The 12,602-nt window shown below is 66.1% G+C and carries 13 protein-coding genes; 2 read left to right on the forward strand and 11 right to left on the reverse strand.

From position 1 onward, the window contains the following. Window positions 1-39: 39 nt before the first annotated feature. Window positions 40-678, forward strand: a complete 639-nt coding sequence (locus SGRAN_RS10280) for a class I SAM-dependent methyltransferase (protein ID WP_067183300.1) — start codon at window positions 40-42, stop codon at window positions 676-678. Window positions 679-683: 5 nt separating this feature from the next. On the opposite strand, the gene SGRAN_RS10285 is transcribed toward SGRAN_RS10280, so the two are convergent. After that, window positions 684-1,874, reverse strand: coding sequence for a phospholipase D-like domain-containing protein (locus SGRAN_RS10285; RefSeq protein WP_067183303.1), 1,191 nt, complete (start codon window positions 1,872-1,874; stop codon window positions 684-686). 71 nt (window positions 1,875-1,945) lie between these two features. Next, window positions 1,946-2,170 carry a helix-turn-helix domain-containing protein gene (locus SGRAN_RS10290; protein ID WP_210434223.1) on the reverse strand — a complete coding sequence of 75 codons (225 nt, stop codon included), beginning with the start codon at window positions 2,168-2,170 and terminating at the stop codon, window positions 1,946-1,948. A gap of 929 nt (window positions 2,171-3,099) precedes the next feature. Here SGRAN_RS10290 and rpoZ point away from each other — a divergent pair. Beyond that, window positions 3,100-3,444, forward strand: a complete 345-nt coding sequence (gene rpoZ / locus SGRAN_RS10295) for a DNA-directed RNA polymerase subunit omega (RefSeq protein ID WP_067110812.1) — start codon at window positions 3,100-3,102, stop codon at window positions 3,442-3,444. Window positions 3,445-3,510: 66 nt separating this feature from the next. Here rpoZ and SGRAN_RS10300 read toward each other — a convergent pair whose 3' ends face one another. The 9 genes from SGRAN_RS10300 to ypfJ form a co-directional block, all read right to left on the reverse strand. Further along, on the reverse strand, window positions 3,511-4,116 hold the full coding sequence (locus SGRAN_RS10300; RefSeq protein ID WP_067183308.1) for a DUF3800 domain-containing protein: 606 nt from the start codon (window positions 4,114-4,116) through the stop codon (window positions 3,511-3,513). Between the two features lie 97 nt (window positions 4,117-4,213). After that, on the reverse strand, window positions 4,214-4,564 hold the full coding sequence (locus tag SGRAN_RS10305; RefSeq protein ID WP_237234008.1) for a hypothetical protein: 351 nt from the start codon (window positions 4,562-4,564) through the stop codon (window positions 4,214-4,216). A gap of 80 nt (window positions 4,565-4,644) precedes the next feature. Beyond that, window positions 4,645-6,588: an ATP-dependent zinc metalloprotease FtsH gene (ftsH, locus tag SGRAN_RS10310; protein ID WP_067183313.1), complete on the reverse strand. Its 1,944-nt coding sequence runs from the start codon at window positions 6,586-6,588 to the stop codon at window positions 4,645-4,647. A gap of 158 nt (window positions 6,589-6,746) precedes the next feature. Further along, on the reverse strand, window positions 6,747-7,736 hold the full coding sequence (gene tilS / locus SGRAN_RS10315; RefSeq protein WP_067183316.1) for a tRNA lysidine(34) synthetase TilS: 990 nt from the start codon (window positions 7,734-7,736) through the stop codon (window positions 6,747-6,749). Next, a complete protein-coding gene (locus SGRAN_RS10320; protein WP_067187025.1) occupies window positions 7,699-8,643 on the reverse strand; it encodes a YbgF trimerization domain-containing protein in 945 nt (314 codons plus the stop codon). The genes tilS and SGRAN_RS10320 overlap by 38 nt, the downstream gene beginning before the upstream one ends. 115 nt (window positions 8,644-8,758) lie before the next feature. Then, the gene (locus SGRAN_RS10325) at window positions 8,759-9,607 is read right to left on the reverse strand and encodes a helix-turn-helix domain-containing protein (RefSeq protein WP_067183318.1); all 849 of its coding nucleotides are present in this window, start codon (window positions 9,605-9,607) and stop codon (window positions 8,759-8,761) included. Between the two features lie 140 nt (window positions 9,608-9,747). Next, window positions 9,748-11,049: an ATP-dependent protease ATPase subunit HslU gene (gene hslU, locus SGRAN_RS10330; RefSeq protein WP_067183321.1), complete on the reverse strand. Its 1,302-nt coding sequence runs from the start codon at window positions 11,047-11,049 to the stop codon at window positions 9,748-9,750. 6 nt (window positions 11,050-11,055) lie between these two features. Continuing rightward, complete coding sequence (gene hslV, locus SGRAN_RS10335) at window positions 11,056-11,622, reverse strand: ATP-dependent protease subunit HslV (RefSeq protein WP_067183324.1); 567 nt, start codon at window positions 11,620-11,622, stop codon at window positions 11,056-11,058. Window positions 11,623-11,674: 52 nt separating this feature from the next. After that, window positions 11,675-12,586, reverse strand: a complete 912-nt coding sequence (gene ypfJ / locus SGRAN_RS10340) for a KPN_02809 family neutral zinc metallopeptidase (RefSeq protein ID WP_067183326.1) — start codon at window positions 12,584-12,586, stop codon at window positions 11,675-11,677. Between the last annotated feature and the right edge of the window lie 16 nt (window positions 12,587-12,602).

Below are 12,602 nucleotides of genomic sequence, written 5' to 3' on the forward strand. Positions count from 1 at the left end.
TGCCACGCAATTTCCGACCCTAACAATGCGAAAGCCATCATGACCAACCCCAGGGCGCAGGCCCATGAATCGAAGATCGCGCCGCTCAGCCGGATTCGCGAGCGGCTCAAGCGCGTATTCGGCCCGTGGGGCATGTTTATCCGAGGCTTCATCAAGCATCCGGTCATGGTGGGTTCGATCGTGCCGTCGTCGCCGACGCTGATCCGCCACATGCTGCGGCCCGTCGACTGGAAGAACACGAAGCTGTTCGTCGAATACGGCCCCGGCGTCGGCACCTTCTGTCGTCCGATCCTCGAGCGGATGCCGGGCGACGCGACGCTGATCGCGATCGACACCAACGAGGATTTCATCGCCTATCTGCGCAAGGACATCCGCGACAGCCGCTTCATCGCGGTGCATGGGTCGGCCGCCGATGTCGAGGCCATCATCGCGGCGCACGGCTTCGACCAGGCCGATTACGTCCTGTCGGGCCTGCCCTTCTCGACGCTGCCCGCCGGGGTCGGTCCGGCGATCGCCGCCGCGACGCACCGCGTCCTCCGCCCCGGAGGCGCTTTCCTCGTCTATCAGTTCCGCGCCCGCGCGCGCGATTTCCTCGCCACGCATTTCAGGCGCATCGACAATGCCTTCGAATGGGTCAACGTCCCGCCCTGCTTCCTCTTCTGGGGCTGGAAGGACTGACCCTTTCAGATATCGGGGTCGGGATCGGCGAGACCGAAATTCAGCCGCCGCGATACCGTATAGTCGACGATGCCGACCACGAACCAGGCGAGCGTCCAGCGCAGCCGCGTCAGCCACCCGGCGCGCACCTTGTGCGACGACCGGGTAACGATCGCGCAATTAGGTTCGAGGCCCGCCAGGAAGTCGCGCATGCGCGCCGCGAACTCGGCATCGGCGATCCGCACCATGATCTCGACATTCAGGAACAGGCTGCGGATGTCGAAATTGGCCGATCCGATGTAGACGACATTGTCGATTACGATCAGCTTTATGTGCAGCCGGCACGGCTGATATTCCCAGACTTCGGCTCGCCGACGCAACAGATAGCCGTAGAGCAGCCGCGACGCGCCGATCGTCGCGGCATTGTCCGACCGCCCGGCCATGACGAAGCGCGCACGCCCCTGTCGCGCGACGCGTCCCAGCCGCCGCAGCATGCCTCGTCCCGGCGAGAAATAGGCCATCGCCATGTCGAGTCGCGCCGCGCCTTCCAGGTCGCTGCGCACTGCGCGCGCCCATGGCGACAGACGCTGCGTCGGGCCGCCGACCAGCCAGGATATGGGGCCTTCCCGCTGCGGCCATGTGCGGATCAGGCGTCGCAGCATCAGCAACTTGCCGTCGTGGTGCAAGGTATAGGCGTGAAGCCGCTCGAACCACCTCGCCACCTGGACAACGCTGGCCCCCTTTACGATCAGGCCGAGGTCGAACCAGCAATCGCGGTGCGGCTCGTCCAGATAGGTGTCGGCGATGTTGAATCCGCCGGTGACCGCGATGGCATCGTCGATCAGGATCAGCTTCTGGTGATTGCGGATCAGATAGCTTGACCGCCAGCGCCGCGAGAAGAAGGTTACCTCGCCCCCCGCCGCGCGCAGCGGCGCGAACAGAGTGTCGGGCGTCGTCGCCGATCCGAAGCTGTCGATCACGGCGCGCACCCGAACCCCGCGCCGGGCGGCGGCGGTCAGGTCCACGACCATCGCGCGTCCGGCGGAATCGTCGGCGAAGATATACATGACCAGGTCGATGTTCCGCACCGCCCCCGCGATCAGGTCGTGCAGTCGCTCGCGGCGCTCGCTGCCCGAGAAGAGCAGTTCGAGCCGATGGCCCGCGACGTCCGCGGTCAGTTGCTCCGGCATCGGGCTTTGATCGGCCGCTTCGGTCATCGCCCGGACATAGGCTGCAGGCGCCTCCGCGCAAGAGGGCCGCGACCACAAGGCGCTACGCTGCCGATGCCTCAGTCTTCCTGTCCGTAGCCCAGCGGCAGGCCGACCGTCAGCGTGGCTACATCGCACTTCATGGCCCGGCATAGCCTGATGAGCGCCACGAAGGTCAGATTATGCTCGCCGCGCTCGATTCGCCCGACATAGCTGCGATCAAGCCCCGCTTCGTGGGCAAGGCCTTCCTGCGACATGCCTAGCTCGCGCCTGCGAGCGCGAATGCGCTTGCCCAAGATGTCCAAATAGGGATCCATCCGCTCCAGTCACGGGATAGGTGACTATCAGTCCACGGAGTATTGATCCTTTTGTTAACCTTTGCGGCTTATTCGATTCGCAGTTTGACCGATGGAGGGTGAGACGAGGAATTGGAAAGCCGCTGCGGTCATCGCGGCATTCATGGTACATGGGACGGCGCAGGCGCAGACGGTATTCCATTGGCCCGTGCCCGAGACGCAGCCGCTCGGGGAGGCCAAGCGTTACTATCTGCCGATGGGAACGCCACTGATGTTGAAAACGCGCACGCAAATTTCGACCAAGGACAACAAGCCCGGCGATCGCGTGTATCTGGAGGTGGCCGAAAGCGTCAGTTTCCGCGGACAGATCATCGTCCCGATCGGTGCGCCTGTCGTTGCCGAGGTGTCGCGGGCGCAGCGTAACGGTCATGTCGGCAAAAAGGGAAAACTTGAGATCCGACTGCTTTATGCGGAAACGCCGAGCGGTCCCGTGCGCCTTACGGGAACATCCTATGACGAGGGCAAGAGCGGCACGGCGCTGTCGGTCGGCACGATGTTGTTTGCGTCGGCGCTGGGTGGTTTCTTCATTCACGGCACAAGCGCCAGGATCGACGCGGGAACGCCCGTGGAGGCCTATCTCGCGGAACCGCTGCGATTCACTTGGTATCCGGAGCCGCGTCCCAAGATCGCGTTGATTCCGGCAGCCCGATTCATACGAAACGGCGCGCCCCGGCTTCTCTTCCTTGCAACAGCCGGTATCGCGAGCGGATTGACCTGCGATACGGGCAGGCCGTGCGGGGCGGGGCGGTGGACCGGGCGCCTTGAACTCTACCGCCCCCCACACCGCGCTCGATTGACATTTTGTCGGCTCCCTGCTAGCGCGCAGCGCTTGCCGCCACGCCTCTCCGGCTGGCCTCTCCTCAATCCAAGGAAACAACATGGCCCGCGTTACCGTCGAGGATTGCGTCGACAAAGTTCCCAACCGTTTCGATCTGGTCCTGCTGTCCGCACACCGCGCGCGCGAGATTTCGGGCGGTTCGGAGCTGACGATCGACCGCGACCGCGACAAGAATCCCGTCGTCGCGTTGCGCGAGATCGCCGAGCAGACCGTGCGTCCCGTCGACCTCAAGGACTCGCTCGTCGGCACGTTGCAGAAGGTGGTCGTCGACGATGACGATACGCCCGATGAGATCAGCTCGATCGCGCGCTCGGCCGAAGCACTGCGCCTGACGGCCGCCGCGCCGCCGCGCAGCCCCGCCGGCGGCGGTGGCGATTTTGAATAAGCGCCGCGTCCGACGCATCGAAAGGGGCTCCGGGAAACCGGGGCCCTTTTTCGTTGCGCTATTGGATCATGGCAGCCGGGTCAGCTCGGCGACGCGGATCGCGCGCGAGGCGAGCAAGGGTTCGAGGATGATGCCGATGCGGTGCGCCCGCTGCGACCGGGCGGTGATGTTGTAGAGGCTGTTCGCGACCACGTCGGCGATCTGCACGCCGTCGGACCGCCGGCTGTCCGCAAGCGACGCGCGGCCCCAGTGACCGAGCCCGGTCTGGATCGTGTCGCGCACGCGCGTCAGGATCGCGGGGTCGTAGCGGCCGTCGTCGATCACCACATCGGTGCACACGCCGCCCGTTTCGGGCAGCCAGTGGCCGACCGCGCTGTCGAGCAGCGCCGCGTAAAGGGCGAGGTCGCTCAGCGGGGTGCCGTTGGCATTCGGCAACAGCCGCTCGCGCTCAGCGACCGCGACCCAGGCGCGTCCACCGGCACGATCGAACAGTTCGAGCAGATAGGCACGCTCGGTCAGGCTGATCCGGCTGCCCTTCAGTTCGCCGCGCAGGCCCGTGACCGCACGAAAGCGCGCGTGGATCGCCGCCGCCGCCTCGGGGGTGAGCATCACCGCGGCAAAGGTCATCGCGCCGGCGTTGAGCCCGCCCGATTCGTCGCAGTAAATCGTCATGATATGGCGAAGAGCGTGGCCGGTCCGTCCGGTCCCGCCACGCTGCCCCCTTTTTCTCCGTGAATGCCCCGAGTCATCGTGTCCGTATCATGGCGCATCAGGCGGGGCACGGATAGCGCTTCTTCATCAGGCCGTCGAAGGCGGCATAGACGCTTACCGACTTGCGCGTCTGCGGCGGGTAGGTGCGCAGATGTGCGAGCCATTCCTCGGGCGTCAGCGTGCCCGAAGCGGGAGGGCAACTCGTCGTCTTGCGCCCCGCCCGGCGTTCGGCGTCGATCCGCGCCTTGTAGCGCTTGCCGGCAGCGATCACCTCGCCCTTGAGCGCGCCCGCTTCGGGGGTGGCGAGCGCGAGAGGGCCGAGTCGCATCAGATTGTTGGCGCGCGCCAGAAAGGCCGCGACGCTCATGTCGCCGGGTGCCATGCCGCACAGCAACGCGGCGGTACCCAAGGCGACCGCCGCGCGTGCGCTTTGCCTCCGGATCACTCGCTGCACCCCGACATCATTTACCGAACGCCCCCGATCAGGGATCAGGCGCCCTGCGGATTGGCGTCGCCGAAGGGGCGCGGCTTGCGCTTGATCTGCGGCAGCGAACCGGCGTGACCCTGGATCGGCGTGCCAGGGCGGCCCTCGTCATTCTCGCGGCCTATGTCCTCGCCCTTGATCGCCCGGCGCGCTTCCTCACCCGACAGCGTCTCATATTCGAGCAGCGCCCCCGCGAGCAGGTGCAGTTCGTCGAGATGATCGGTCAGCACCTGCCGCGCGGTCGTCTCGCCTTCCTCGACGAGGCGGCGGACCTCGCTGTCGATCAGCTTCGCGGTCTCTTCCGACATGTTCTGCGCCCGCGACACGCTGTGGCCCAGGAACACCTCGTCCTGATTGTCGCGATAGCGCAGCCAGCCGAGCTTTTCGGACATGCCATATTCCATCACCATCGCGCGCGCCATGTCGGTCGCCTGCTGGATGTCGTTCGACGCGCCGGTGTTGAGCTCGTCCTTGCCATAGATGAGCTGTTCGGCGATGCGGCCGCCGAAGCAGAGCGCGAGCCGCGCCTTCATCTGCTTCATGTTCTGCGAATAGCGGTCGCGCTCGGGCAGGTTCCACGTCACGCCCAGCGCGCGGCCGCGCGGGATGATCGTCACCTTGTGCAGCGGATCGTTGCCTTCGACGTGCAGCGACACCAACGCATGGCCGGCCTCGTGATAGGCGGTCGCCTTCTTCTCGTCCTCGGTCATCACCATCGAGCGGCGTTCCGCGCCCATCAGCACCTTGTCCTTGGCTTCCTCGAACTCGTCGCTGGCGATCAGGCGCTTGCCCTTGCGCGCGGCGAGCAGCGCCGCCTCGTTGGCGAGGTTGGCGAGGTCGGCGCCCGAGAATCCGGGGGTGCCGCGCGCGATCCGGCGCAGGTCGACGTCGGGCGCCAGTGGCTTCTTGCGCGTGTGGACTTCCAGAATCTTGTGGCGACCCTCGATGTCGGGGCGCGGCACGACGACCTGGCGGTCGAAGCGGCCCGGACGGAGGAGGGCGGGGTCGAGCACGTCGGGGCGGTTGGTCGCGGCGACGATGATGATGCCTTCGTTCGCCTCGAACCCGTCCATCTCGACGAGGAGCTGGTTCAGAGTCTGCTCGCGCTCGTCGTTGCCGTTGCCAAGGCCCGCGCCGCGATGGCGGCCAACCGCGTCGATCTCGTCGATGAAGACGATGCACGGTGCGTTGCGCTTCGCTTGCTCGAACATATCGCGCACGCGGCTGGCGCCGACGCCGACGAACATCTCGACGAAGTCCGAGCCCGAAATGGTGAAGAAGGGGACGCCCGCCTCGCCCGCGATCGCGCGGGCGAGCAGCGTCTTGCCGGTGCCGGGCGAGCCGACGAGCAACGCGCCCTTCGGAATCTGGCCGCCGAGCTTCGAGAATTTGCTCGGGTTCTTCAGGAACTCGACGATCTCCTGCAGTTCCTCGCGCGCCTCGTCGATGCCGGCGACGTCGTCGAAGGTGACGCGGCCCTGCTTTTCGGTAAGCATCTTGGCGCGCGACTTGCCGAAGCCCATCGCACCCGACCCGTTGTTCTTCTGCACCTGGCGGAAGACGAAGAAAGCGACAGCGAGGATCAGCAGGAAGGGCAGCGACTGGACGAGCAGATACATCCAGAAATTCGGCACTTCCTGCGGCTTGCCGTCATATTTGACGCCATTCTCGTTGAGCATCTTGAGCAGGTCGGGATCGCGCACGACATTGGCGGTGAAGCGGTCGCCGTTCGACATCGTGCCTGTCACCCGATCCTCGGACAGCACGACCTCCTTGACGGCGCCTTCCTGCACCTTCTGCCGGAAATCGGAATAGGCGAGCGGGCTTCCCGCGGGCTGTGCGGCGCCGCCGAACATTGAGGCGACAAGGAGCATGGCGAGCAGGATGCCGCTCCAGATCATCACGCTCTTCATCCAGGGGTTGCCCTGCGGTTCCTTGTCGTCCTGCATGCGGAATCTTTCCAAAATCACATCGATGGCAGAATCGCGCCAACGGCCAGAATCTGTATCCATGGTCGGCGCGATACGATCAGCTTCCTAAGATAGGAGCATGGCGTTAAATGACAATGAGCCAATCGGTCCTATTGTCGCCTAGCGTAAAGCGGCGTTCAGCGGCGCGTTTTGCGGCGGGGCGCCGTGGAAATGCGCCAGGCGCGATGCTCGTCGGTCGCAATGGCGTCGATCAGCAGGCTGCCGACCATCGCCCGCCGACCCGCGCGCATCGCCGCGATCACCCCGTCGAGGGTGATGCCGCGCAGCCCGAGCCGTGGGTCGTTCGCCTTCAGCCGCTGTTCGACAATGCGCCGGAACAGTTCGGGCGGATAGGCGCGGTCGCGGATGATCGCGATGTCGTCGGCGTCGGGCCAGCACCCGATCGCGGCCCTGACCGCCCAGTCGAGCGCCTCATCGGCTTCCGCCAGCCAGCGTGCCGATCGCGCGGCGGCGTCGGCGTCGATGATGGTCTGCGAGGCCAGCGCCCGGCGCAGGCGCGCGCGGTCGAAACGCGTATCGGCGTTGGTCGAATCCTCGACGAACGGCAGATCGGCGTTCAGCGCGACATGCGCCAGTTCGGCGCGGCGCCAGCCCAGCAGCGGGCGCAGCACCGCGCCGTTGCGCGCGCGGATCGCCGCCAGCCCGCCGACCCCGCTGCTGCGGTTGAGCCGCATGATGATCGTTTCCAACTGGTCGTCGGCGTGGTGCGCGGTCAGCAGAAAATCGATGCCGTTCGCCTTGCGCCACGCGTCGAGCAGCCGATAGCGTTCGGCGCGCGCCGCGGCCTGCAACGAACCGCGGATCGGGGCGGGAGGGCGCAGCGTCGCGTGCGGAACATGCTCGCGCGCGCAGAAGCCCGCGACCATGCGCGCCTCGTCCGCGGATTCGCGGCGCAACCCGTGATCGACCGTTGCGGCGTCGACTTGTCCCGGCAGCAGCGAGGTCGCAAGCCAGAGCAGCGCCATGCTGTCGGGCCCGCCCGAAACCGCGACGCCATAGTGACGCCGATGCCAGTCGGGCCCTGCGACGAGCGCCAGGTCCGACGCGAAACGCTCGACCGCGTCCGCGTCAGCAACCAGTTTTTGCTTTGGCGGCAGCTGCATCATCGCGGACATCCTTTGGCGCCTTGTCTCCATAGACTTCGTCGAGCTCGCGGAACGCCTTGCACGCGTCGGCCTTCCGTCCCAGTTTCTCGAGCGCTACCCCCATGTACATCAGACTGTGCGGTGCGCGGGCGCCGCTCGGCCGATCCTTGTAATTATTATAGAAAGCGACCGCGGCGAGGCTTGGCTTGCCTTCATCGAGATAGGCGCGGCCGAGGAGGTTCTGCGCGTAGCTCGCAAGTCGGTGATTCGGCCATTTCGTGACCACCTGCTTCAACTGTGCTTCGGCCTCGGGGTAGAGCTTCGCCTCCCACAGGCGATAGCCGTAATTGTAGCTGTCCTCGACCTCGTTGCCGGTCGCGGGAATCTCGACCTTCTTGACCAGCGCAAGCCGTGTGGCGTCGGGTGTGGTGGCTGCGGGCTTGGTCGTTGCCGGCTTCTTCGCCGGCGTCGCTGCGGCGGTGGTCGCGACCGTCGCGGGCGGCTTGACCGTGGGAGCCAGGCTGGCAGGTGTGCCCGTTACCTCGGACGCTTCGGGTGCTGCGAGGCGCTTGTCCGTTTCGGCCTTGTAGGCGTTGAATTTCTTTTCGAGTTCGCGAAGTTGGAAGGCGTTCTGCTCGGTTTGTCCGGTCAGCGTCTGGAGTTGCGCTTCGAGCGCATCGACGCGCGCGGTCAGGTCGATCACCGGTGCGCTGCTCTTGACCCGTTCGCCCGGCGTGTTGTCGGGTGCGATCTCGCCCTCGAAGAAGGCTGGGCTGCCGCCCGGGAACACCGACCGCTGGACGGCGCGCATTTCCTTCTCGAGCCGTTCGACCCGCTTGTCGATTCCGGCATCCTGCGCGAGCGCCGGCACCGAAGCCGAAAGCGTGATCGCGGCGGTTGCGAGAAAAGAGATATGACGCATCTTCATCTGCCGATAGGCCCCCACCAATTAACCTTGTTTGGCGTCCATAACGCGGCACGGGGCGGCGGCGCAAACCCATTTCGGTGCACCGCAGTTCCGATCGGCCCGATTGTTGTGGAATTCAGCGCCGCGGCGAAGCCTTCGGCGCCGGTGCTGTGGCGCCGCCCTCGGCCCGCGCCAGAAGGTCGGCGGGCTTGAGCGAGATGCTCTTGACCAGCGTGTCGGCGGCGCCGAGCGACCCGATGTCGCGCCCGCCGACGGTCACCTTGAGCGCCTGCGGACGGCTGGTGCGCAGCGTGAACTGCTCAATATAGGCAGAGGGCACCTGGTAGGTCTCGCCGGGATCGAGCGTGCGCCAGTTCTCGGTCTTGCCGTTTGCATCGTCGAACCCAATCCATACCTCCGAAATGCCGGTGAGCACGATCGGCGCGTCGGCGGGAACGGCGCCGTCGGCGGCGGTCTTGCCCGCTACGACCGGCGCGGTTGCGGCCGCGGGAGCTTCGGATGCGTCGGCATCGCGATTCTGCGCTGCGACCAGCGCCTCGTCGGGCTCGACCGACAGGAAGCGCCATACGCCATAGGCCGAAACGAGCACGGCGGCGACGATCACCAGCGTCCACGCCAGCCGCGCGGTCGGCAGGCGGGCGGGGTCGGTCGGTTCGTAAGCCTCGTAAATCGGCCGGGCGCCATATTGATCCTCGTCAAGTTCGCGGCGGATGTCGGCGGCGATCTCGGTTTCGGGCAGGTCGACCGCGCGGGCATAGGCGCGCGCGAAGCCCGTGACATAAGTGCGCCCCGGCAGCTCCGAAAATTCGGATTTCTCTATGGCTTGAAGATGCCGCTGTGTGATGCGCGTGCGCGTCGCGACGTCGGCGAGCGACAATCCCGCCGCCTCCCGCGCCAGCCGCAGCCGGTCGCCGGTGCGCGTGATCGCCAGTTCGCCCTGCGTGGCGACCTCTTCCTCTGCCATTGCTGTCTCCGTGCCGGTCGGTGCAACCCGGTTTGACCGTGGCGCCGTTCATCGCATTGGCGATGCGCGAAAGTCAAATGAAGTTCGGCGAAACGTAGGCGGCAGGCATGCAGGTAAGGTGCGGCCCGAGGGGCAGGCGATCAGAGCACATATTTGCTGAGGTCGGTGTCGCCGACGACGTCGGCAAGCTGCCGGTCAACATAGGCGGCGTCGATGGAGAGCGTCGTGCCCGTCCGGTCCTCGGCGGTGAAGCTCACCTCCTCGACGAGCCGTTCCATGATCGTCTGGAGGCGGCGGGCGCCGATATTCTCGACCTTCTCGTTGACGTCCGCCGCGAGCCGCGCGACGCGCGCGATCGCATCGGGCGTGAAGGTCAGCGTCACGCCCTCGGTCGCGATCAGTGCCGAATATTGCTCGGGCAGGCCGGCCTTGGTCTCGGTCAGGATGCGGACGAAATCCTCCTCGCCGAGCGCGCCCAGTTCGACGCGGATCGGCAGGCGGCCCTGGAGTTCGGGTAGCAGGTCGCTAGGTTTCGCGACGTGAAAGGCGCCAGAAGCGATGAACAGGACATGGTCGGTCTTCATCGGACCATATTTGGTGGCGACCGTCGTACCTTCGATCAGCGGCAACAGGTCGCGCTGCACACCTTCGCGGCTGATAGAGCCGCCGCGCACGTCGCTTACCGCAATCTTGTCGATCTCGTCGAGAAAGACGATGCCGTTCGCCTCCGCATCGGCCAGTGCGACGCGCGCGACGTCGTCCTGGTCGAGCCGCTTGTCCTGCTCCTCCTCGATCAGCCGCGTCGCGGCCTCCAGCACGGTCAGCTTGCGGCGCTTCTTCGGCAGGCCGCCCATCGCCTTGCCCAGCATGTCGGACAGGTTGATCATGCTCATCTGCCCCGGCTGGCCGGGAAGCTCGAACGGCATATTCGGGGTGTCGGCGACCTCGATCTCGACCTCGCTGTCATCGAGGTGGCCTTCGCGGATGCGCTGGCGGAAGCTCTGGCGCGTCGCCTCGCTGGCGCCCTTGCCGGTCAGCGCATCGAGCAGTCGCTCCATCGCCGCCTCTTCGGCCGCCGCGCGTACCGCCTCTCGGCGGCGGTCCTTCTCCAGCCGCACCGCTTCCTCGACCAGGTCGCGCGCGATCTGCTCGACGTCGCGGCCGACGTATCCGACCTCGGTAAACTTGGTCGCCTCGACCTTGATGAAGGGCGCGTCCGCGAGCTTGGCGAGACGGCGCGAAATCTCGGTTTTGCCGCATCCGGTCGGGCCGATCATCAGGATATTCTTGGGGCTTACCTCGTCGCGCAGCTCGGGCGCGAGCTGCTGGCGGCGCCAGCGGTTGCGCAGCGCGACGGCGACCGCGCGCTTCGCGGCATCCTGGCCGATGATATGCGTGTCGAGCGCGGCGACGATCGCCTTCGGGGTCAGATCCTTGTTCATGGTCGATTATGCCTGGATGTCGATGGTTTCGAGGGTGGTCTGGTCGTTGGTGTAGACGCAGATCTCGGCGGCGATCTTCATCGCTTTCTTTGCCAGCACCTCGGGGTCCTTTTCGTAATCGACAAGCGCGCGCGCCGCCGACAGCGCGTAATTGCCGCCCGACCCGATCGCCGCGATGCCGCTCTGCGGTTCCAGCACGTCGCCGTTGCCGGTGATGACGAGCGTCACCTCCTTGTCGGCGACGATCATCATCGCCTCCAGATTGCGCAGATATTTGTCGGTGCGCCAGTCCTTGGCGAGTTCGACCGCGGCGCGCAGCAGCTGGCCGTGATGGCGTTCGAGCTTCGCCTCGAGCCGCTCGAACAGCGTGAACGCATCGGCCGTCGCCCCCGCGAAGCCGCCGATGACGCTGCCGTCGTGCAGGCGGCGGACCTTTCGGGCGTTGGGCTTCATCACCGTCTGGCCCATGGAAACCTGGCCGTCGCCGATGACGACGACCTTTTCCGGGGTGCGTGCCGACAGGATGGTGGTCCCGTGCCAGGGCGCGGCACGATGTGCGTGAGGATCGGTCATGCGGCGCGATATGGGCAATCGGCGCCGGGGCCGCAAGGGGAGGGAGATGCAATCAGATCGCGGTGGCGCCGAACGTGTCGCACTGGCGCGGATCACCGGTCTCCAGCCCCCGGCGCAGCCAGCGCATGCGTTGCTCGCTGGTTCCGTGGGTGAAGCTTTCGGGTACTGGCCGCTGACCCGCCGAGCGCATCAGCGTATCGTCGCCGATCGCGTTGGCAGCGGTCATCGCTTCCTCCATATCACCCGGCTCCATCACGGTCTGGCCGTCTTTCGTCCGCGCCTGTGAGGCCCACACGCCGGCGTAGCAGTCGGCCTGTAACTCCATGCGGACTTGAAGCGCGTTTCCTTCCGCCTGCGAGGCACGGGCCTGCGCGCGGCGAACCTGATCCGATGTGCCGGTGATCGTCTGAATATGATGCCCGACTTCGTGCGCGACGACATAGGCTTGCGCAGCATCGCCGGCCGCGCCGAACTTCGTCTTCAATTCGTTGAAAAAGCTGGTGTCGAGATAGATGCCATGATCGGCGGGGCAATAGAAAGGTCCCATCGCCGCCTGTGCCGCGCCGCAGCCCGAACTGTTCTGGTCGGTGTAGAAGCGCAAGCCGGGCGCGCGATATCCGCTGATCTGGCTTTCCCAGAAGCGGTTGGTCGAACTGAATACCTGGCATGCAAAGCGCTCCGCGGCCGTGTCGCAGGCGACGCCTTGTTGCGCACCACGACTGTCAGCCATCGGGTCGGCTGTGCCGCCACCCATGCTCAGCATTTGCGAACCGGGGCCAAGAAAGACGAAGGCAAGCACGCCGATCAGCAGGATCGTGCCGCAACCCATCTTGCGCCCGAGCAGCATCGGCAGGAGGCCGAACAGAAGCCCGCCCATGCCGCCACCGCCGCCGCCGCCGAACCCGCCGCCCCCGCGACCGAGGTCGCGGATATCGTCGCCGGGGTCGTAATCGTCGAGGCGCATATGGCTCTCCGCTGTT

The sequence above is a fragment of the Sphingopyxis granuli genome (assembly GCF_001559015.1).
In the GTDB taxonomy this organism is placed as follows: domain Bacteria; phylum Pseudomonadota; class Alphaproteobacteria; order Sphingomonadales; family Sphingomonadaceae; genus Sphingopyxis; species Sphingopyxis granuli.

Excerpts from the sequence above, each read along its gene's own strand:
- SGRAN_RS10280 (WP_067183300.1), top strand. The coding sequence starts at position 40 with ATGACCAACCCCAGGGCGCAGGCCCATGAATCGAAGATCGCGCCGCTC.
- hslV (WP_067183324.1), bottom strand. The coding sequence starts at position 11,622 with ATGACCGATCCTCACGCACATCGTGCCGCGCCCTGGCACGGGACCACC.
- SGRAN_RS10325 (WP_067183318.1), bottom strand. The coding sequence starts at position 9,607 with ATGGCAGAGGAAGAGGTCGCCACGCAGGGCGAACTGGCGATCACGCGC.
- SGRAN_RS10285 (WP_067183303.1), bottom strand. The coding sequence starts at position 1,874 with ATGACCGAAGCGGCCGATCAAAGCCCGATGCCGGAGCAACTGACCGCG.
- tilS (WP_067183316.1), bottom strand. The coding sequence starts at position 7,736 with ATGATGCAGCTGCCGCCAAAGCAAAAACTGGTTGCTGACGCGGACGCG.
- SGRAN_RS10320 (WP_067187025.1), bottom strand. The coding sequence starts at position 8,643 with ATGAAGATGCGTCATATCTCTTTTCTCGCAACCGCCGCGATCACGCTT.
- hslU (WP_067183321.1), bottom strand. The coding sequence starts at position 11,049 with ATGAACAAGGATCTGACCCCGAAGGCGATCGTCGCCGCGCTCGACACG.
- rpoZ (WP_067110812.1), top strand. The coding sequence starts at position 3,100 with ATGGCCCGCGTTACCGTCGAGGATTGCGTCGACAAAGTTCCCAACCGT.
- ypfJ (WP_067183326.1), bottom strand. The coding sequence starts at position 12,586 with ATGCGCCTCGACGATTACGACCCCGGCGACGATATCCGCGACCTCGGT.
- SGRAN_RS10300 (WP_067183308.1), bottom strand. The coding sequence starts at position 4,116 with ATGACGATTTACTGCGACGAATCGGGCGGGCTCAACGCCGGCGCGATG.
- ftsH (WP_067183313.1), bottom strand. The coding sequence starts at position 6,588 with ATGCAGGACGACAAGGAACCGCAGGGCAACCCCTGGATGAAGAGCGTG.